This window comes from Stenotrophomonas maltophilia (assembly GCF_002799155.1).
GTDB classification, from domain to species: Bacteria; Pseudomonadota; Gammaproteobacteria; order Xanthomonadales; family Xanthomonadaceae; genus Stenotrophomonas; species Stenotrophomonas maltophilia_R.
This window is the reverse complement of the sequence record NZ_NERD01000002.1, coordinates 4,090,739-4,110,155: the sequence shown is the minus strand read 5'-3', so window position 1 is coordinate 4,110,155 and position 19,417 is coordinate 4,090,739. Positions and strand designations below refer to the sequence as shown.

Here is a 19,417-nt window from a genome sequence, read left to right as displayed (position 1 = left end):
CTGGCGTGTGACTCTCTCTCTCTCCCACACGCCAACCGAAGCCCGGCCCTGCGCCGGGCTTCACTTTTTCCGGGACCCTGAGGCATCGGTAATGCGCGGACATACCTTCAGCCCACCGGATAGCGGATTCCGCATGCAGCCCCCCCTTCGCGCATACGTGCAGCAGGCCGATGGCAATACCGTGCAGGTGGTGCTTGTGGACACCACCGCGCAGCAGGCGCTGGGTGCGCTTGGTTTTCAGGGCGTGCCGCCGATCCTGCATGCCTGCGTCGCCCGCCGCAGTTCCAGTTGACGCAGGAGTAGTGCTCCGGTGCTGGCTGCGGAACGAGAACCGCTCCGCCGCCGGCCAGGCGGTTCCGCTATGATCGCCGGCGCATCGCCACCAGCGGTGCATCCGTCTGAAGCCAGCAGGAACTGCCGTGAATTCCCAGCCCGCACCGATCACCGCCCTCAACCACACGCTCGACAACGAGCCGCAGCAGATCACTGCGCCGCTCACCCATTCGGCGGCGTTCCTGGTGCTGAAGGTGAAGGACGATGAGGCGTCGATCGCCAAGGCGCGCGAGGTGCTGGCCAGCACCGATGATCTGATCAAGAACACCGCCATCCGCGAGATCGAGCGCACGTTCACCTGCAACGTGGCCATCGGCCACCGCGTGTGGCAGCCGCTGGTGGGCAGCACGCCGCCACGCGAACTGAAGCCGTTCCGCGAGATCAAGGGCGCGACCCACACCGCCGTGTCCACGCCCGGAGACCTGCTGTATCACATCCGCGCACGCACCATGGACCTGATCGTGGCGTTCGAGCGCAACCTGCTGATGGCGTTCGGTGATGCGGTGGAAACCGTCGATGACGTGGCCGGATTCCGCTACTTCGATGGCCGCGACCTGCTCGACTTCGTCGATGGCACCGCCAACCCGGAGGGGCTGTCGTTGCCGGAAGCCACCATCGTCGGCGATGAAGACCCGGCGCATGCCGGTGGCAGCTACGTGGTGGTGCAGAAGTACCTGCACAACCTCGATGCCTGGCGCGCACAGAAAACCGAGGCGCAGGAAGCGATCATCGGCCGCACCAAGCACGACAACATCGAGCTGGACGATGCGCCGGCCGATGCGCAGAAATCGCACAAGACCCTGTGCACCATTGAGGACGCCGACGGCGAGCACGAGATCCTGCGTGACAACATGCCGTTCGCCAACCCGGGCCGCGGCGAGTACGGCACCTACTTCATCGGCTACACGCGCCGCCTGTGGGTGATCGAGAAGATGCTCGAGCGCATGTTCATCGGCAATCCTGCACCGCTGCACGACCGCATCCTCGATTTCTCCACCGCCACCACCGGCGTGACCTTCTTCGCGCCCTCGCGCAAGGTGCTGGCCGACCTGGGCGAGTGAACCTCATCAAGAGGAATGCAGGCTCAAGAAGGTTCTCCGCTGGCCGATACCGAGGCGCCCCGCCACATGGCTGGGGTCGCACAAGGACCGACGGAGAATGCAAGTGGAACTGACCCCTTACGAACAGCAGCAATGGAAAGCAATCGTCGAATGGAAGAATGAAGAGCCTTCGGTCATTTCCCAGACCGCCGGAAAAGCACTTGCACCGGTTTCATGGTTGATCGGAAAAGTGGTTCCTGAAGCCGCCATGCGGGGCATCCTCGACCTGTCTTCTTCAGCGGCTGAATGGCTTACCGACACCGGCGACCTCACCCGTGATGCCGGCGTCTCCAGCTTGAATGAACTGAAGACGCTGGGCCTTCAGCGGTCGGATGAACTGGCCGACGAAGTCCACAACTGGGCGATTGGCATGGCCGGCGCGGAGGGTGCTGCTACCGGCGCTGCAGGAATCTTCGGCATCGCGGCGGACATTCCCATGGTGCTTGTGCTGGCACTTCGTACGATCCACAAGATTGGTGCCTGCTACGGGTTCGAGGCAAAGTCGAAAGAAGACAAGGACTTCATGCTCGCAATTCTCTCTGCGTCCAGTGCAAATGAAATGGCGGAGAAAACGGCCGCATTGACTACGCTTCGCATGGTCCAGGTCAGCATCGCCAAAACGACATGGAAAAAGCTTGCGGAGAAGGCTGCAACAGACCGATTCAGCAAAGAAGCCGGCGTTATCGCGGTCAAAACCCTTGCAAAGCAGCTGGGGATCAACATGACCAAGCGCAAGGCACTGCAAGCCATCCCTGCCATTGGTGCGGTGGTGGGTGGATCGGTCAATGCCTGGTATCTGAAGGAGATTGGCTGGTCGGCCAGGCACGCCTTCCAGGAGCGCTGGCTCCTTGAGAACGGGCGCGCGCTTGAGGACGCCGAACTGGCAGTCGTCGGAGGCTGATTCATCTGGGCGGGCCGAAGCAATGCAGCAGGGTGCCATCTCCCTGTCATCCAGTGCGCCGACCATGGCGCGCTGGATGGGAGCGCAGGAGGCTGGCGATGGTCATGGCAGCAAACAGGACCGGCGTACGCCGCTGGTGGCGGCCACTGGCCGCGTTGTTCGGCGCATTGGCACTGGGGAGTGCCAGCGTTTCCGCGCAGGAAGCTCCTGCGCACTGGATGGCCTATGCTGCCGCCGTGGGCGGCCAGCTGCAGCAGCGCCTGCAGCAGGAGCAGGACCCGCACGCGCAGCGTGTACTGGAATGGCTGCAGGCACACCCCGACGCACCGACGCCGCTGCCGGTGAGCGTGTGGATCACGGCGGATGGCCGCATTTCGAAACTCGAATTCGACAGCCTGGGTGACGCCCAGGTCGACGCCGACCTGCGCGCGATGCTGCAGGCCGCGCCGTTGCAGGCGGCACCGCCGCCCGACATGCGCCAACCGTTGCGGCTGGGCCTGGTACTGGAGCCGAAGTAGATCCACGCCGTGCGTGGATGAGCTTGGTCGTCAGGCGCGCGCCAACCAAGGTTGGCGGCTACCGGTGGCCCAGCCACGCATGGCGTGGCTCTACTGCGTTGCCACCTGCGGCTCGCGCGCGGCCGCGCTCCACGCGCGCAGGCCGAACACGGCCAGGCCGAGGAAGAACACGTACAACGCGGCGGTCACGTGCAGCGACTTGAAAAGGTACGCACCCACGTAGACCACGTCCACCGCGATCCACACCCACCAGCAGGCCACGTGGCGGCGCGCCTGCCACCACTGGCCGACCAGGCTCAGCGCGGTCAGCATCGCGTCCAGCCATGGCAGCGCGGCATCGGTGAAGGTATGCATGGCCGCACCCAGCGCCACGCCACTGCACAGGCCGATGGCCAGGTCGCGCAGCAGCTTGCCGCGCGCCAACGGCACGATGCGGACGCTGCCCTCATCGGCGGCGTGCTGCCGCCAGTTGAGCCAGCCATACACCAGGAAACCACCGAAGGCGACCTGCAGCAGCGTATCCGAATACAGCTTGGCCTCGGCGAAGACCAGCCCGTACAGCGTCACCGACAGCAGGCCCACTGGCCACGCCACCAACCGTCGCCGGGCCATCAGCCAGACGCCGAGGATGCTGCACAGCGCGGCGGTCCACTCGAGCATCACGCCGCTCACAGCGCGAACGTCACCGACAGGCGGGCCTGTCGCGGAGCGCCGGGGAACAGGTAGTAGTCACCGCCGCTGCTGCCGGTATCGCGCCAGTAGAAGTGGTTGAACACGTTGTCCACCGACAGGTTCCAGGTCACCGCACGCTCGCGCAGGCGATGCTGGAAGCGCAGGCCGGCATCGAACACCGAGTAGTCCGGTGCGCGCACGCCACCGTCGGCGCGCGCCACGTTGGCACCGGCATAGCGCCAGCCGCCAGTGACATCCAGGCCCTGCACGAACGGCAGCGCGTAGGCTACGTGTACGCTGGCGCGTACCTTCGGCACGTTCACCAGCTGATGGCCTTCATAGGCCGGCGTTCCGGTGTCGCGCGCGCGCGCCTGCAGCACGCTGGCGCTGGCCACGATCTGCAGCGCCTCGGTCAGCTGGCCGTTGGCGGTCAGCTCCAGGCCGGTGTGGGCCTGCGTGCCTTCCTCGACGAAGGTGTAGCCCACGTCGCTGCTGTCGGGCTTGGCGTACTGGTAAGGCTGCGAAATGCGGAACACCGCCGCACCCAGGGTCAGCGCCTCGACGGGCACGTACTTCACGCCCACTTCCAGCTGCCGCGACTGCACCGACGGCAGGAAGGTGTCGGCATTGCTGGTCCAGAACGGCGCTTCCTGGCCCAGCGAAATGCCGCGCACGTAACTGGCGTAGGCGTTGAGCCGGTCGGTGGCCTTCCACACCACCGCGGCCTGCGGCAGGAAGCGCGACAGGCGGCTGTGCCGCTGCGGGTTTCCACGCTTGTCGTAGGCGCGCTCGTCCAGGCGCACGAAGCGGCCGCCGGCCAGCCACTGCCAGTCATCACCGAAGCTCATCCGGTCCAGCGCGAAGAACGCGGTCTGGCGGCTGTCCAGGCGTCGTGCGGAGGGGCCGGGCATCTTCGGCGACGGCTCGAACACCGGCACCTGCGCGTCGTGGATGTTGCTGGTGCCGACGTACTCGTTGACGCTCGGGCGCTTGTCCACGGTGCGGCGGAAGTAGTCGGCACCGACGGTCAGCTGATGGCCGACGCTGCCGGTCTCGAAGCGGCCGCGCAGCTCGGCGCGGGCCTGCTGGTTGCGGCGGGTGTCGTCCGGGCTGCGGTAGTCGTAGACGTCGTAATCGCCATTGGGGGCGAAGTAGTTGCCCGGCAGGCTGCCATCGGCGCATTGCGTGGCGTAGTAGCAGCCGTAGGCGAAGGCGACGTTGTCATCGATCACCGAGCGGCTGTGACCGACCGAGACGCGCGACTGCCACGCATCGTTGAAGTCGTAGGTGTGCAGCGCGGTGATGTTGGTGCTGGCAATGTCGACCGGACGCTGCCAGGGCTGGTAGCCGGGCAGGAATTCGCGATCCACGCCGTGCGGCAGCTCGCGCGCGCCCAGCAGCTGGTAGCCGGACACCGAGCGCTGCGAGCTGGTCTGGTAGTTGGCATCCACTTCCAGCTTGCCGCGCTCGCCGATCAGCCAGTCGGCCGCCAGCGAGTAGAAATTGCGGCGGCCATCGGCGTGCTCGACATAGGAATTGCTGGAATCCCAAGCGGCGTTCAGGCGCAGGCCGAGGCGCGGCGTGATCCAGTGGCCGACATCGACGGCGACGTAGCGCGAGCCTTCCGAATCGGTACCGAGCGTGGCGGTGCGCACTTCGGCCGGGCGCTTGCCGATGTAGTTGATGATGCCGCCGGGCGCCATCACGCCTGCGGCCAGGCCGGCTTCACCCTTGAGGATCTCCACCGACTGCACGTTCTCCAACGCCAGGCGCTGTTCGCCGGCGATGGACAGGCCGTTGAAGCGGTAGCCGGTGGCGGCGTCCAGGGCGAAGCCGCGGATGGCGATGTTCTGGTAGTAGCCCACCGGCGCATACGCATCGCCCAGCGAGGCATCGTTGCTGGCCAGTTCGGACAGCGAACGCACCTGGCGGCGATCAAGGTAATCGCGCTCAAGCACGTTCACCGACGCCGGCGTGTCCTTCCAGGAACCACCACCGAAGGCGTTCACGCGCGCGGTATCGGCCTTCGGTCTGCCGGCCTGCACGCGTACCGCCGCCAGTTCGGTGGGCGAGCGCTCGGCGCCGGTGGCAGCCGCATCGGGGGACACCTCGGCCTCGCTGGCGTGCAGCGGCAGTGCGGCGCAGAGGGCGAGGGAGAGCAGGGTGGGGCGCAGGCAGCGGTTCATTCGGTTCGTCTTCGGACAACAAGGGAGACGAAGCGACGGCGCGCAGGTGCACCGGCCCATGACGGGGGTGTGGCTGCGGCTCAAAGCTCCCTACGCCGGTGCAAACCGGATCAGGTTCCAAGGGACTCTCTCAGCCTGGCAGATCCAGGCACCCCCGCTTCAGGTGACCATTTCACTACAAATGGTACGGATTTGCGAGCCGGTGCCCTTCAGGCTGCCGCGTGCAGGGCCTGCAGCAGCGCCTGTCCCGGCGCGCTGTGGAACCACGCCGGGTGCCCCAGCATGAAGGGCTGCCAGGCCACGTTCGCGTTCGCGGTCGAGCCGGTGATGCCTTCGAAGTACTCCACTTCGGACAGTGCGAAGTCGAAATGGACCATCGGCAGCAGGTCGGCCAGCAGGTGTACGCGTGCCGCCGAGAGCGGCTGTACCTCGCGGTAGCCGTCGAGCAGGGCCAGCGCGATATCGATGCGCACCGCCTCCATGCCGCGCTCCAGTTCCAGCCACGCCACCGCGTTGCGCTCGATCGCGGTGGCGAGGTCGAACAGCGCGCTGGTGGGCGAGGCCAGGCCGAAATCCAGCACGGTGCTGATCTGCCCATCGCGCCACAGCAGGTTGGAAACATGCCAGTCGTTGTGCGCCCACAGCCGTGGCTCGTCGCGCAGGCGCTCGGCCAGTCCGGCATGCCACGGCAGCACGTCACGCTGCAGCTGCGATTCCCACGGAATGCGCGCGAGATAGCGGGCCAGCCCGGGGCGCTCGTGCAGCCCCGCCTTGATGGCCGCGATCGGATCGTCGGCGCGGATCAGATCGTCGCGCGCGACCAGCAGATGGGTGCTGCGCTGTGGCGCGTGGTAACTGGCCGCGGCGCGGTGCAGCTGGGCCAGCATGCGGCCAGCCTCGCGGGCCTGCGCGACATCGGTCAACAGCGACCACGACACCGCGTCGCGGTACAGGTCGTCGCCCACGCCAACCGCATGCAGCTCGAAGGTCCACTCGCCGTGTTCGACCGCGGTGTGGCCATCGGTGGCCGCCAGCACCTGCACCACCGGTACGCCGGCGGCGGCCAGATGGGCGATGAAATGGTGTTCTTCTTCCAGGCACGCCGCGCTGCGCACGCTGTGGTGGTGGCGCTTGATGAACACCGCGCCGTCCACGCCGTTGACGATGGCGGCGGCCGACAGCGGCCGCGGGCTGTGCCAGCGGGGCTGGCTGCGCTCGTCCAGCTGAGGGTAACGCCGGCGCAGCCACGCAATGTCCGCCGTGCTGATCGGCGGCCAGTCGGCGGCGACCTCATCGTTGTTGAGGCCCTGCACGCGGTGGGAGGAAGACGTCATGCCGCAACCCAGTGGGGAAAGTCACATCCAAGGCTGCGCATTCAACGCCATGCGCGCGGCCAACGCAAACGGGCGGGTCATCGACCCGCCCGTCCGTGCATCGGCATGGGGATGCCGGGCTGCTTACCAGCCGCGATGGCGGCCGCGGTCGTGGTAGTAGCGGTTGTCGTAGTAACGCTCGCGCTGCCAGCGACGGTCGTCACCGCGGTCGTAGTAGCCGCTGCGATAATAGCCACGGTCGTAACGGCGATCGTAGCGGTTGTCGTAACGGCGATTGTCGTAGTAACGACGGTCGCGGCGGTCGGAGGTAGTCAGGTTGCCGATCGCGCCGCCGGCCACGGCACCGCCGACGGTGGCAGCGGGATCACCGTTGGAGAGCAGGTTGCCGGCCACGCCACCGACCACGGCGCCGACCAGGGTGCGCTTGTCCTTCCTCGACATCGCGCTGGCATCGCTGGCCACGGCCACACCGGCCACCAGTGCCAGAGCCATCGCCAGACCACGGAAGCTGAGTGCGGAAGTACTGAGCATGTTCGTTCTCCTGTGAGGTGCATGCCACGCTGGGCAGGGAGGGCGCGGGGCGCCCCGGCTGCCGTGGTGTCCACGCTGGCGTTCCAACATTGCCGGAACATTGCCTGGTCCACCGTGCGGCTTGCGCATTCATCTAGCGGCAGGCGGCATGAAGCAAGGCTGAAAGCGGCCCTGGCCGCTCAGCTGGCAGAAAGGGAAAGGGCCGCGCATGGGGCTGCCCCTCCCGGTCTGCAAGGCGTTGCGGGCCTAGACGCCCATGGCCTTCTGCGCCTGGCGGGTCTGTTCCTGCTGCGCGTCCTGCTGCTGGTGCAGCACGTTCGGCGCGCCGTGCACCGCGCCGCTGCTGAGCGCCATGCTCTGTTCGCTGGCGGTGCGGGTTTCCACCGCAACGCGGCTGGCCGCCGGGTCTCCGATCGTGCCCTGCACGGCGAACAGGCGCTCACCGTTCGGGCTGGGCACCACCGCGTCGATGCGCTGCAGGCCGGCGGCATGCGCCTCCCTGGTCAGCGCCGCTGCGGCACTTTCCAGCGCGTGGCGGTCCTTGAAGGTACCCGCCGGCATCCGTTCCAGGCCTTCGCTGGCCTGCAGGTACATCGGATTGCGCGGGTGCCGCTCGTCGTTCAGCAGCGGGCGCTCGCGGGCTTCCCTGATCGCGTCCAGCGTCTTCGCACCGACGATGCCGTCGGCGACCAGCCCGTTGTCCTTCTGCAGCTGGCGCACCGCCGCTTCGGTATTGCGGCCGAAGCGGCCGTCCTCGACCAACGGCTTGCCGTCGGCGCCGGCATAGCCGAGGTGGCCCAGCTGCTCCTGCACCTTGCGCACGCCCTCGCCGTGTGCACCCGGCTTGTACAGTTCGGCGTGCGGTGTGCCAGTGCCCTTGTGCTCGGCCGCAGGCTTGCCCTGGGTCTGCTCGTGCGATTGGGTGCGGCTCTCCAGCAGGTCGCGGGCCTTGGACAACGGGTCCGACGCGAACAGCTTCCAGTTCGGGTGGTCCTTCACCTGCTTCAGGTAGTCCTCCACCGGCATGGTGTGCACGCCCTTGCTGCCGGTGGACTGGCTGATCAGCAGTTTGTCGGTGTTCGGGTCGCGCACCACCATCACGATGTGGTCGATGCCGTTCCAGTGCTCATGGCGGGTCCTGGCCGTATCCAGGCCGATGACCATGCCTTCCTTCAGCGCATCGGGCTTGAGGATGGCGTCGCGGTCCAGCAGCACGCCGGACTGGTCGAACGCCTTGCGCACGATGCCACCGGAACCGAGGTTGCCCAGGTCGATGCGATCAGCCTTGCTGAATACCGCGTGCCCGGCCTTCTGGTTGATCTCGTCCATGGTCCGGTTCTGCAGCGTGCCGACCCAGCCGGAGCAATCGATGTAGCCCTGGTCCACGTTCTTGCCGGTCTTGCCCGGCACGTACAGCGCATGGCCCGGGATGTTGATGGCGTACTTGACGTCGTCGTACTTCACGCCGGCGTCGTAGGCGGCCTGCAGTTCGATGCCCGGCTTCGGCGCGGCGGCAGCCGTTGCGGTCGCCGCCAGCGTGGCTGCAGCGGCGCCCACGGCTGCAGTCTGCGCCGGCGCAGCCGGAGTCTGGGTGTGGGTCTGGCCCGGTGCCACGGTCTGCGGTGCGATGTGCTTTTCCGGGATGCTGATCGCTGCGTACTTGTGGATGTAGTAGCTGGAGAAGGTCCGCGCCAGGTCGCCGTCGTTCATGCCACGCATTTCGGCCAGGGTATGGCCGGTCAGTGCCTTGGCATCGGAGCCGATCTGGTTGAGCACGTTGCGGCGCATGTTGATCTCTTCGCCATGGCCGTTGCGGACCACGCCGAAGGTGCCGGTGGCGATCGCGGTCTGCACCGAGCCATAGCCGGCGCTACCCTGCTGGTGGGCCAGGTACAGGTCCAGGCCGGTCGGCGTGTCGCCGCCGGACAGGTACGGGTGGCCGGTGCGCTCATTGCGGCGCGCCATCGAGCCCAGGTTGTCCTGGTACATCTGCGCGGCGGCTTCGGTGTTGCGGGTCGGGTCGAACTCGTGGCCGGTCAGGTGGTACTGGCGGGCCGAGCCGGGCACGAACTGGAACAGGCCCTTGGCCCCGGTCGAGGTGTTGTGGGCGCGCTCGTTGAAGGTGCCACCGGTCTCGATGTGCGCGAAACGCATGAAGTCATCCACGGGGATGCCCTTCTGCCTGGCGACCTGCTCGACGATGTCCAGGACTTCCTTTTTGCTGTAGTCATGCTGTGCCATGACGTTTTCCTCGGGGTTGATGGAGCGGCCGATGCCGCGAATCGCCAACCGGACTCATCCGTGAGTCAAGAACATGTCGGTCAACAGGGAACCCGCGTGTGGCGGGTGCAATCAGGGTGCGACGTACTGCTGGGTCGCGCTGTCGAAGGTGTAGTGCACGGTGTCGCCGGCACCCAGCGTGCGGGTCTTGCCGGGGCCTTCGATGGTGGTGCCCTTGAAAGTCACGGTCAGCTGCGGCAGGCCATTGCTGCCGGCCACGAAGGCCAGTTCGCCATCGCTGTCGGTGCACGGCATCACGTTGCCATCGTCGCAGGCCGCGCTGTTGTCTTCCCCGGTGCGCACCGAGCCGACGTAACGCCAGACCTTGCTGTCGAGGTCGTCCTCGCTGCGCTTGGGGTTGAACAGCAGCAGGGCGTAGCCGCTGCTGCTGACGCCGCGGTCGAAGCTGCTGGTCGGCACTGCCAGCAGCAGGCGGCCGTCGGCGGTGCGGTGTTCGATCGGCTTGCGCCGGGTATCAACGTCATCGGCCTTGTCGTAGGCACCGAGCGCACCGATGGTCCACTCCTGGCCACGGAACTTCCACGGCTTCCTGGCGTCGCTGCCGGCCAGCACGAAGGTGGCTTCGGCCAGATTGGCGCGGTCGTCGGGGCCGGCCGGCTGCTGTTCGCCCGGCTTGCCGTAGTGCTCGCGGGTATCCCAGGAAAAACCGGTGTAGTAGGTAGTGCCGTCCAGGGTGAAGGCGTGGCCGAACCAGAAGGTCGCCACGCTGCCGTTCTGGACCTCATAGGACGTCGCACCATCGCCATCCACCTGGTAGATGAAATACATCACGGTCGGTGCGTCGGGCGGGGTGACGGCGGCATCGGGAGAGCGGTTCTGCATCGGGGCAACATCCTGTCGGGGCGCTTTGGCAGCCTGCGCAGGCGCAGGCTGGGAGGACGAGGGGGCCGGATCGGCGGCGCTGCAGGCGGCAGCGGAAAGAGAGACGAGCAGGCACGCCGCGAATGCGCGCAGGGGCCGCAACGGCAGGGTCCAACGTAGCTTGGGGGGGGACTGCATGCGCCTCTCCATGGTCAGCGTTGCCGGGCCAGACGGCCGGCAGGAAGCCGCACCCCATCCATCAGGGACGGGAGCGAGGACATGAGCCGGTCGATTCCTTCGACCTCGCATTGAGAACTCATGCCCGCCCATCTTGGCACAGATCCGCAGGCCGTCAAAGAGGGGCGCGACGGGCGGGGAGGTTATGTGCGGTGCGTCTCAGATCTTGCCGTCACGCAGATAGTCGAACAATTCGGCGTCACCCTTCAGCCCCAGTTTGAGCATGGCGTCGCCCTTCTGCCGGCTGATGGTGCTGACGCTCTTGTGCAGTTGCAGCGAGATCTCCTTCACCGTCATGCCGGTGCCGAGCAGTCGCAGCACCTCCACTTCGCGTGGTGACAACGGCTTGCCGTCGCCCTCGCGCATGCGCCAGCTGCCGGCCGCGTCCACCCTCTCGCGCAGGCTGCGGCTGATGTAGGGCTGGCCGCGGTAGACCGACTGGATGGCCTGCGGCAGTTCGTCCATCGACGAACTCTTGTCGACCAGGCCGAGTACCCCGCTGTCGAGCACCATGCGCAGGATTGCCAGGTTGTTGGAGACGCTGAGCATCAGCACTGGCAGGTCGGGATGGCGGCGGCGGATCATGCCGATCATGGCGAAGCCGTCGGCCTGTGGACTGCCCGGCATGGAGTAGTCGGTCACCAGCAGGTCGCAGGGCTGGCTGCCGAGCAGGGCCATCAGCGCCTGCGCACTGTCGGCCTCGCCGACCACGCGGCCCACGCCGCTCGACTCGATGACGGCGCGGGTACCGATACGGACCACGGGATGATCGTCTGCGATGATGATGCGCAAGCTCATGCTCTAGTATGGCCATCGGGCACGCCGGGCCGCGACCATCGCGGTCCCTGGCAGGATTCTAGGAGATCGACGCAGATGCGTAGGTGGGCTGTTCGCGGGCTGCTCCTGCTGCTGGCGGTGCTGGCCCTGCCCGTGGCCCAGGCACAGCCGGCCCCTGGCCTGCTGCCGCTCAGCTCGTTGCAGCGCGAATACCTGGTGGCGCATCCGACCATCGTTGTCGGGCAGTATGACAGCGGCTGGCCCCCCTTCGAGTCTCTTCGTGACGGCCAGCAGGTTGGGCTGGGACCGGATTACCTGTCGCATCTTGCTCGCCAGCTCGGCGTGAAGGTCGAGATGCGTCGCTATCCGGACTGGACTTCCGTGCTGGATGCGACATGTCGTGGCGAGATTGACGTGGTCATGAATGTCGGTCTCAGTGCCGACCGCACCCGCTGCATGGTCTATACCGCTGCGTATGCCGAAGCGCCGCTGGCGCTGGTGGGACGACCGGCCGATCTTCGCGCGTCCGAGATCCCCGACCTGGATGGCCTGCGCGTGGTGATCGAGCAGGATTTCCTGACCGGTCCTCAGGTGCGTGCCCGTTTCCCGCGTGCCCGCCAGCTTGTCGCAAACGACACGTTGACGGCGTTGCAGATGGTCAGAGACGACAAGGCCGATGTCTACATCGGCAATGCCTTCGTCGCCACTGAACTGATCGCCAGCCGGCGCGTGCTGGGCGTGGCGCTGCTGCGCCCGAGCGATCTTCCACCCGAACGGCTGCATTTCGGCATCCCCAACGGCAAACAACCCCTGGCGGAAGCGCTGGACCTGGCGCTGGCTGCCACCAGCCAGGCCCAGCGCGATGCGCTGGCACAACGCTGGCTGCCCCCTCCGCATTGGTCGGCATCGGCGCAGCTGGCGTTGAGCCAGGCCGAGAAGCGAGTGCTGGAGCAGCCGTTGAAGATCGGCTTTGCGCCGAATGCCGCGCCGCTGTCGTTCATCGGTGAGGATGGCCGGCCCAGTGGACTGGCCAGCGAGTACCTGCAGCGCTTGATGCAGGCTGGCGCCAACCTGCAGATCGAGAACAGTCACGACTGGTACGAGGTGCGTGAGAAGGCCCGCCGCGGCGAACTGCAGGCAGTGATGGGCATGCCCGCCGATTCACGCTACCTGGACCCGGATTGGGTGTTCAGCCAGCCCTTCATCAGCGTGCCGAACGTGATCGTCACCAGAAATGATGGTGCGGCGCTGCTGGGACTGGCCGATCTGCAGGGGAAGCGCGTGCTGCTCTCCGACCCGGAGCGCCTGCGCCGCTACGTGCTGCAGCAGGCACCGCAGGCCCGGATCATCGCCGCGCGCAGCGCCGAGCAGGCGTTGCAACGCCTGCTCGATGGCGAAGCCGATGCCTATGTCGGCAATCTTGCGCTGGTCGATCGCCTGCTGCGCAGCCGTTTCCCGGCGCGGCTGCAGGTGGCGGCGCCGGCCGGCTTCAATGACCAGCTGGCATTGGCGGTGGATCGCCGGCACGCAGCATTGGCCACCACCTTCGATCGCCTGCTGCTGCAGATGACTCCACGCAAGCGCGAAGCACTGCGCAGCGCCTGGCTGGCGGTGGAACACCGCAGCGGCGTCGACTGGAGCAATCTGCTGCGGTGGGGCGTGCCGGTGCTGCTGGTATTGCTGACCGCGCTGCTGGTGCATGGCGTCGGCCATTGGCGGCTGCGCCGTGAGGTGGCAGGACGCCGCCAGCTGGAGCAGCGTCTGGCCGAGGTGACCGACAACCTGCCCGCAGTGGTGTACCAGGCGCGCCGCGACGCCGATGGCACGCTCAGCTTCCCGTTCATCGCCGGCGATCTGCCTGCGTTGTTCGGTATCACCCGGCAGCAGGCCGAACAGGATGCGAGGCTGTTGCTCGAACGCATCGAGGAAGAGGATCGCGCACACATCCTGCACGCCATCGAGCAGGCGGCGCGCCAGTTCGCGCCGTTGATCCTGGAGTTCCGCCTGCGCAGCGATGGGGAAGGCACGCGCTGGGTGCGCAGCCAGGCCCATCCCTACGCCGCCGAAGAGGGCGCGGTGATCTGGAGCGGTTACTGGGTGGATGTGAGCGAGGCCCGGATGCAGGCCGACGCCCTGACGGCGGCGAAGGCGGATGCCGAGCAGGCCGCCGAGGCCAAATCGCGTTTCCTGGCCACGATGAGCCACGAGATCCGCACGCCGATGAGTGGCGTGCTGGGCATGCTGGAGGTGCTGGCGCACTCACCGCTGGACAGCGAACAGCAGCGCATCCTCGGCGTGATCGAGGATTCGGCACAGATGCTGCGGCAGATCCTCGACGACATCCTCGACTACTCGCGGCTGGAAGCAGGGGCGTTGCGCCTGGAACCGGTGCCGCAACCACTGCGGCCGCTGCTGGAAAGCGTGTGCCGCCTGCTGTCTGCTCAGGCCAGCGCGCGTGGCCTGGCGCTGCATGTGCAGATCGACCCACTGCTGGCGCCTGCCCACGAAGTGGATGGCGTTCGGCTGCGCCAGATCGTGTTCAACCTGCTCAGCAACGCCATCAAGTTCACCGCACAGGGCGAGGTGCGCCTGCAGCTGGAGGTGCTGGGGCCGACCAGCGAAGACGGCGTGCAACCGCTGTGCCTGAGCGTCACCGACACCGGCATCGGAATCGCGCCGGAACAACTGCAGCACCTGTTCGCGCCCTTCATGCAGGCCGGGGCCTACATCCAGCGTGACCACGGAGGCACCGGCCTGGGCCTGAGCATCTGCCAGCGGCTGGTGCAGATGATGCAGGGCGAACTGGCCCTGCACAGCACGCTGGGCGAAGGAACCCGCGCCGAAGTGCGGGTATCGCTGGTGGAGGCCGGCAGTGAGGACGCAGCGGCGCTGCTGGACGAGCAGGAGCAGACCGCGCTGCTGCCCGCCGCGCTGCGCCAGGCGCGGGTGCTGGTGATCGAGGATCACCCGACCAACCAGGCGATGATGGCGTGGCGGCTGCAGCAGCTGGGCGTGCCCCATGTCCTGCTGGGCGATGGCCAGCAGGCGCTGGATCGCTTGTCGTCGGAGAGCTTCGACCTGGTGATCACCGACTGCCGCATGCCGGTACTCGATGGATTTGGCTTCACCCGCCTGCTGCGCGAACGCGAGGGCCGCACCGGCCAGCCGCGGCTGACGGTGCTGGCGCTGACCGCCAGCGTGCTGGACGACGATGCGCGCCGCTGCCGCGAGGCCGGCATGGATGAAATACTGGCCAAGCCGCTGTCACTGGCCACACTGCGTGCCGCGCTGCTGCGCTGGCTGCCGCAGGCCCAGGGCCAGTCATTCGACGTGCCGGCGCCGGAGGTTGCCGCCGATGACGGTGAAGCATTGCCTGACCTGGCCGCCCTGCAGCAGCGCTACGGATCCCGCGCGGTGGCCGAGCAGCTGCGCGACAGCCTGTTGCAGGCCAGCGAGAGCGATCTGGCGGCCGTGCAGCGCGCCGTGCAGGCCGGCGACCGCGAGGCGGCGGCGCTGCACCTGCATCGCCAGGCGGGCGGCCTGGGGGCGGTCGGGGCGACGGCATTGGCCGGGCAGGCCAATGCCCTGGTCGAGCGCCTTCAGGATGCGGCGGAGACCGACCCGGCGCCGTTGTTCGCCGCCGTAACGGCATTCGTGGCACAGCTGCAGCATCAGCTGCAGCGGTTGGCTCACTGAGCCGACTGCTGCTGCAGGTAGGCGATCACCAGCGCGCGGCGTTCTGCGCTGGGGAAGGCGTTGTACATGCGCGTGCCCGGCACCAGGTGCGTCGGTGACTGCAGGAAGGTATCCAGCGTCTGCGCGGTCCAGGTGATATCTGCCCGGCGCATGCCCTCGGAATAGCCGTAGTCGGGCAGGCTGCCGGCGCGGCGGCCGATCACGCCGTGCAGGTTCGGTCCGAAGCGGTGGATGCCACCGGGCTGCACGGTGTGGCAGCCGGCACACAATTCGAACGCACGCTGCATGGCCTGCTGGTGCGCCTGTTCGGGCGTGGCCGGGACCGCAGGCGGGCGCTGGCAGGCCGTGGCAAGCAGGGCCACGGCAATGGTGATGAGCAGGCGGGAGGCACGCATGGGCGGGCAGGATAGCGGTGAGGTGCAGCGGCCGGGCTGCGACCGGCGGTCGCAGCCCCGGGCGATCACATACCCGAGTAGTTCGGGCCACCGCCGCCCTGCGGGGTCACCCATACGATGTTCTGGGTCGGATCCTTGATGTCGCAGGTCTTGCAGTGCACGCAGTTCTGCGCGTTGATCTGCAGGCGCGCGTTGTCGGCTTCGCCAACGAACTCGTATACGCCGGCCGGGCAGTAGCGTGCTTCCGGGCCCGCGTACTCGGCCAGGTTGACCTTCACCGGAATGCTGGGGTCTTTCAGCGTCAGGTGGCTGGGCTGGTTTTCGTCGTGGTTGGTGCTGCTCAGGAACACCGAGCTGAGGCGGTCGAAGGTCAGCACGCCATCCGGCTTCGGGTAGGCGATGCGGGTGTGCTTGGCCGCCGGTTCCAGGCAGGCATGGTCCGGCTGCGTGCGGTGCAGGGTCCACGGCGGGTTGCGCACGCCCAGCTTTGGCAGCAGCCACTGCTCCACGCCGGTCATCAGGGTGGCCACGGTCTGGCCCTTCTTGAACCACTGCTTGAAGTTCTTGGCCTGCTGCAGTTCGGTGAACAGCCAGCTGGCTTCGAACGCCTTCGGGTAGGCGCTCAGTTCGTCGTGCTGGCGGTCGGCGGCCAGCGCGTCGAATGCGGCATCGGCGCACAGCATGCCGGTCTTGATCGCGGCGTGGCTGCCCTTGATGCGGCTGGCGTTGAGATAGCCGGCCTCGCAGCCGACCAGCGCGCCGCCGGGGAACACCGTCTTCGGCAGCGACAGCAGGCCACCGGCGGTGATCGCACGCGCGCCGTAGCCGATGCGGGTGCCGCCTTCCAGGTGCTTGCGGATCGACGGATGGGTCTTGAAGCGCTGGAACTCTTCGAACGGGCTCAGCCATGGGTTCCTGTAGTCGAGGCCGACCACGTAGCCGATGGCGACCTTGCCACCGTCGGCGTGGTACAGGAACGCACCGCCGTAGGTGTCGCTGTCCAGCGGCCAGCCGGCCGCATGCACCACCAGGCCCGGCTCATGCCTGGCCGGGTCGATCTGCCACAGTTCCTTGATGCCGATGCCGTAGGCCTGCGGGTCCTTGCCTTCGTCGAGCTTGTAGCGGGCGATCAGCTGGCGGCCGAGGTGGCCGCGCGCGCCTTCGGCGAAGATCGTGTATTTCGCGTGCAGCGCCATGCCGCGCTCGAAGGCCGGGCCGATGCTGCCGTCCTTCTCGATGCCCATGTCGCCGGTGGCCACGCCGATCACTTCGCCGTTGTCGCCGTACAGCACCTCGGCGGCCGCAAAGCCGGGGAAGATCGCCACTTCCAGCGCCTCGGCCTGCTGCGCCAGCCAGCGGGTCACTTCCCCCAGGCTGATGATGTAGTTGCCTTCATTGTGGAAGCACTCCGGCAGCAGCGCATGGGGCGTGCTGCGCGCGCCGGTTTCGCTGAGGAACAGGAATTCGTCGCGGGTGACTTTCTGCTTCAGCGGTGCGCCGCGCTCGGCCCAGTCCGGGAACAGTTCGGTCAGCGCGCGCGGGTCCATCACCGCGCCGGACAGCACGTGTGCGCCCGGCTCTGAGCCTTTTTCCAGCACGCACACCGACAGTTCGCGGCCGGCTTCGATCGCGCGCTGGCGCAGGCGGATCGCGGTGGCCAGGCCGGCGGGGCCGGCGCCGACGATCACCACGTCGAACTCCATTACTTCACGCGGGGGCAGGGCGTTGGCTTCAGCGCTCATCGATTGCATGACTCGTGGGTAGGGCCGGCATCGGGGCCACCGGCGGTGCCTGGGAATCGCGCGTGCAGCCACGGGCGAAACGGTTGTTTGAATGTGTCAGGGTACCGGGCCGCGCGTGATCGAGCTAGATCGCCGATGTTCACACCCGGATTGCTGCAATGCAGCGTAGCGCCGCCGCTCTGGTGGGTGCCGACCCTGGCCGGCACGCTCTGCCCGGATGACCGACAATGGCCGGGTCCTGACTGCGTGTGAGTGCCATGGCTTTGCATCCGTACGATCTGTTCGATGTCCGTTCCCTGCTCAACGAGGAAGAGCGCGCGGTGCAGGAAAGCGTCGCCCGCTTCACCAACGAGCGCGTGCTGCCGATCATCGGCGATGCTTTCGACCAGGCCCATTTCCCATCTGAACTGGTGCCGGAGATCGCCGCGCTGGGCCTGCTGGGCGCCACCCTGCCGGCCGAATACGGCGGCGGCGGCCTCGGTGCGGTCAGCTACGGCCTGATCTGCCAGGAGCTGGAGCGCGGCGATTCGGGCCTGCGCAGCTTCGTCTCGGTGCAGAGCTCGCTGTGCATGTACCCGATCTACGCCTATGGCAGCGAGGAACAGCGCCAGCAGTGGCTGCCGGCGATGGCGCGCGGTGAACTGATCGGTTGCTTCGGCCTGACCGAGGCCCACGGCGGTTCCGATCCGGCCAGCATGAAGACCCGCGCGGTGCGCGACGGCAGCGACTGGCGCATCAGCGGCAGCAAGATGTGGATCACCAGCGGCCCGGTGGCCGACCTGGCCATCGTCTGGGCGCAGACCGAAGACGGCATCCAGGGCTTCGTGCTGGAGAAGGGCATGGCCGGCTTCACCACGCAGGAAATCAAGCACAAGATGAGCCTGCGTGCGTCGCTGACCGGTGCGCTGTACTTCGACGACGTGCGCGTGCCCGACAGCCATCGCCTGCCGAACGTGAAGGGCCTGAAGGGGCCGCTGGGTTGCCTGACCCAGGCGCGCTATGGCATCAGCTGGGGCCCGATCGGTGCGGCGATTGCCTGCCTGGATGAAGCGCTGGGCTATGCCAAGGAGCGCGTGCTGTTTGGTCGCCCGCTGGCCGCGACCCAGAGCGCGCAGATCAAGCTGGCGGAGATGGCCCGCCGCATCACCACCGCACAGCTGCTGGCATTGCAGCTGGGGCGATTGAAGGAAGCGGGCCAGCTGCAGCCGCAGCAGGTCAGCCTGGCCAAGTGGAACAACTGCCGGATGGCCATCGACATCGCCCGTGAATGCCGCGACCTGCTCGGTGGGGCTGGTATCACCACCGAACACGTGGCGATCCGGCATGCGCTGAACCTGGAGTCGGTGATCACCTATGAAGGCACCGAGACCGTGCACCAGCTGGTGATCGGCCGTGAGCTGACCGGCATCAACGCGTTCTGAAGCCTGGTTCTGGTGGGTGCCAACCTTGGTTGGCACATTCCTTCAGTGCACGACCAGGCATCGGTGCGGACCAAGGTCCGCACCCACCAGGGGTGGTTCACAGCCATCAGAGGTTCTCGGTGGCCGCTTGGACCTGCCCTTGGTGGGTGCCAACCTTGGTTGGCACATTCCTTCAGTGCACGACCAGGCATCGGTGCGGACCAAGGTCCGCACCCACCAGGAGCGATTCACAGCCATCAGAGGTTCTCGGTGGCCGCCTGGACCTGCCCTTGGTGGGTGCCAACCTTGGTTGGCACATTCCTTCAGTGCACGACCAGGCATCGGTGCGGACCAAGGTCCGCACCCACCAGGAGTGGTTCACAGCCATCAGAGGTTCTCGGTGGCCGCCTGGACCTGCCCTTGGTGGGTGCCAACCTTGGTTGGCACATTCCTTCAGCGCGCGACCGGGCATCGGTGCGGACCAAGGTCCGCA

Annotated in this window: 15 protein-coding genes and 1 riboswitch; of the genes, 6 read left to right on the top strand and 9 right to left on the bottom strand. The window is 67.2% G+C overall.

Annotated features, from left to right (window positions below; all coding sequences use genetic code 11):
• Positions 1–133 precede the first annotated feature (133 nt).
• The 4 genes from B9Y82_RS20710 (at position 134) to B9Y82_RS19630 (ending at position 2,852) form a co-directional block, all read left to right on the top strand.
• Positions 134–292, top strand: coding sequence for a hypothetical protein (locus tag B9Y82_RS20710; RefSeq protein ID WP_157804685.1), 159 nt, complete (start codon positions 134–136; stop codon positions 290–292).
• A 127-nt stretch (positions 293–419) separates the two neighbouring features.
• Positions 420–1,394 carry a Dyp-type peroxidase gene (locus B9Y82_RS19640; protein WP_100475004.1) on the top strand — a complete coding sequence of 325 codons (975 nt, stop codon included), beginning with the start codon at positions 420–422 and terminating at the stop codon, positions 1,392–1,394.
• Between the two features lie 97 nt (positions 1,395–1,491).
• Entirely contained in the window at positions 1,492–2,334 is an 843-nt protein-coding gene (locus B9Y82_RS19635; protein WP_100475003.1) for an EcsC family protein, read from the top strand.
• Positions 2,335–2,432: 98 nt separating this feature from the next.
• On the top strand, positions 2,433–2,852 hold the full coding sequence (locus B9Y82_RS19630) for a hypothetical protein (RefSeq protein WP_100475002.1): 420 nt from the start codon (positions 2,433–2,435) through the stop codon (positions 2,850–2,852).
• A gap of 90 nt (positions 2,853–2,942) precedes the next feature.
• Here the strand turns inward: B9Y82_RS19630 and pnuC are convergent, their stop codons facing one another.
• From pnuC to B9Y82_RS19595, 7 genes are all read right to left on the bottom strand, one after another.
• Positions 2,943–3,512 carry a nicotinamide riboside transporter PnuC gene (pnuC, locus tag B9Y82_RS19625; RefSeq protein ID WP_100475288.1) on the bottom strand — a complete coding sequence of 190 codons (570 nt, stop codon included), beginning with the start codon at positions 3,510–3,512 and terminating at the stop codon, positions 2,943–2,945.
• A gap of 8 nt (positions 3,513–3,520) precedes the next feature.
• Positions 3,521–5,710, bottom strand: a complete 2,190-nt coding sequence (locus B9Y82_RS19620) for a TonB-dependent siderophore receptor (RefSeq protein ID WP_100475001.1) — start codon at positions 5,708–5,710, stop codon at positions 3,521–3,523.
• 70 nt (positions 5,711–5,780) lie between these two features.
• A riboswitch (TPP riboswitch) is annotated at positions 5,781–5,876 on the bottom strand.
• A 43-nt stretch (positions 5,877–5,919) separates the two neighbouring features.
• Positions 5,920–7,044: a phosphotransferase enzyme family protein gene (locus B9Y82_RS19615; RefSeq protein ID WP_100475000.1), complete on the bottom strand. Its 1,125-nt coding sequence runs from the start codon at positions 7,042–7,044 to the stop codon at positions 5,920–5,922.
• 123 nt (positions 7,045–7,167) lie between these two features.
• Positions 7,168–7,575 carry a glycine zipper 2TM domain-containing protein gene (locus B9Y82_RS19610; protein ID WP_100474999.1) on the bottom strand — a complete coding sequence of 136 codons (408 nt, stop codon included), beginning with the start codon at positions 7,573–7,575 and terminating at the stop codon, positions 7,168–7,170.
• Between the two features lie 246 nt (positions 7,576–7,821).
• Positions 7,822–9,816, bottom strand: coding sequence for a peptidoglycan-binding protein (locus B9Y82_RS19605; protein ID WP_100475287.1), 1,995 nt, complete (start codon positions 9,814–9,816; stop codon positions 7,822–7,824).
• A gap of 111 nt (positions 9,817–9,927) precedes the next feature.
• Entirely contained in the window at positions 9,928–10,698 is a 771-nt protein-coding gene (locus B9Y82_RS19600) for a hypothetical protein (RefSeq protein WP_100474998.1), read from the bottom strand.
• 375 nt (positions 10,699–11,073) lie between these two features.
• Positions 11,074–11,712: a response regulator transcription factor gene (locus tag B9Y82_RS19595; protein ID WP_100474997.1), complete on the bottom strand. Its 639-nt coding sequence runs from the start codon at positions 11,710–11,712 to the stop codon at positions 11,074–11,076.
• 75 nt (positions 11,713–11,787) lie between these two features.
• Here B9Y82_RS19595 and B9Y82_RS19590 point away from each other — a divergent pair, with 75 nt between their 5' ends.
• Positions 11,788–15,387 carry an ATP-binding protein gene (locus tag B9Y82_RS19590; protein WP_100474996.1) on the top strand — a complete coding sequence of 1,200 codons (3,600 nt, stop codon included), beginning with the start codon at positions 11,788–11,790 and terminating at the stop codon, positions 15,385–15,387.
• On the opposite strand, the gene B9Y82_RS19585 is transcribed toward B9Y82_RS19590, so the two are convergent.
• A complete protein-coding gene (locus B9Y82_RS19585) occupies positions 15,381–15,782 on the bottom strand; it encodes a c-type cytochrome (RefSeq protein ID WP_100474995.1) in 402 nt (133 codons plus the stop codon). The two genes, B9Y82_RS19590 and B9Y82_RS19585, sit on opposite strands and share 7 nt — an antisense overlap.
• 65 nt (positions 15,783–15,847) lie before the next feature.
• Positions 15,848–17,524 carry an electron transfer flavoprotein-ubiquinone oxidoreductase gene (locus tag B9Y82_RS19580; protein WP_100474994.1) on the bottom strand — a complete coding sequence of 559 codons (1,677 nt, stop codon included), beginning with the start codon at positions 17,522–17,524 and terminating at the stop codon, positions 15,848–15,850.
• A 257-nt stretch (positions 17,525–17,781) separates the two neighbouring features.
• Here B9Y82_RS19580 and B9Y82_RS19575 point away from each other — a divergent pair, with 257 nt between their 5' ends.
• A complete protein-coding gene (locus B9Y82_RS19575; RefSeq protein WP_100474993.1) occupies positions 17,782–18,945 on the top strand; it encodes an acyl-CoA dehydrogenase family protein in 1,164 nt (387 codons plus the stop codon).
• The last annotated feature ends 472 nt before the right edge of the window (positions 18,946–19,417 follow it).

What these genes read in the sequence shown, in the direction of transcription:
- B9Y82_RS19620 (WP_100475001.1), bottom strand. Translation starts at nt 5,710, where the DNA reads ATGAACCGCTGCCTGCGCCCCACCCTGCTCTCCCTCGCCCTCTGCGCC.
- B9Y82_RS19615 (WP_100475000.1), bottom strand. Translation starts at nt 7,044, where the DNA reads ATGACGTCTTCCTCCCACCGCGTGCAGGGCCTCAACAACGATGAGGTC.
- B9Y82_RS19580 (WP_100474994.1), bottom strand. Translation starts at nt 17,524, where the DNA reads ATGAGCGCTGAAGCCAACGCCCTGCCCCCGCGTGAAGTAATGGAGTTC.
- B9Y82_RS19600 (WP_100474998.1), bottom strand. Translation starts at nt 10,698, where the DNA reads ATGCAGAACCGCTCTCCCGATGCCGCCGTCACCCCGCCCGACGCACCG.
- B9Y82_RS19610 (WP_100474999.1), bottom strand. Translation starts at nt 7,575, where the DNA reads ATGCTCAGTACTTCCGCACTCAGCTTCCGTGGTCTGGCGATGGCTCTG.
- B9Y82_RS19590 (WP_100474996.1), top strand. Translation starts at nt 11,788, where the DNA reads ATGCGTAGGTGGGCTGTTCGCGGGCTGCTCCTGCTGCTGGCGGTGCTG.
- B9Y82_RS19575 (WP_100474993.1), top strand. Translation starts at nt 17,782, where the DNA reads ATGGCTTTGCATCCGTACGATCTGTTCGATGTCCGTTCCCTGCTCAAC.
- B9Y82_RS19595 (WP_100474997.1), bottom strand. Translation starts at nt 11,712, where the DNA reads ATGAGCTTGCGCATCATCATCGCAGACGATCATCCCGTGGTCCGTATC.
- pnuC (WP_100475288.1), bottom strand. Translation starts at nt 3,512, where the DNA reads ATGCTCGAGTGGACCGCCGCGCTGTGCAGCATCCTCGGCGTCTGGCTG.
- B9Y82_RS20710 (WP_157804685.1), top strand. Translation starts at nt 134, where the DNA reads ATGCAGCCCCCCCTTCGCGCATACGTGCAGCAGGCCGATGGCAATACC.
- B9Y82_RS19585 (WP_100474995.1), bottom strand. Translation starts at nt 15,782, where the DNA reads ATGCGTGCCTCCCGCCTGCTCATCACCATTGCCGTGGCCCTGCTTGCC.
- B9Y82_RS19605 (WP_100475287.1), bottom strand. Translation starts at nt 9,816, where the DNA reads ATGGCACAGCATGACTACAGCAAAAAGGAAGTCCTGGACATCGTCGAG.
- B9Y82_RS19635 (WP_100475003.1), top strand. Translation starts at nt 1,492, where the DNA reads ATGCAAGTGGAACTGACCCCTTACGAACAGCAGCAATGGAAAGCAATC.
- B9Y82_RS19630 (WP_100475002.1), top strand. Translation starts at nt 2,433, where the DNA reads ATGGTCATGGCAGCAAACAGGACCGGCGTACGCCGCTGGTGGCGGCCA.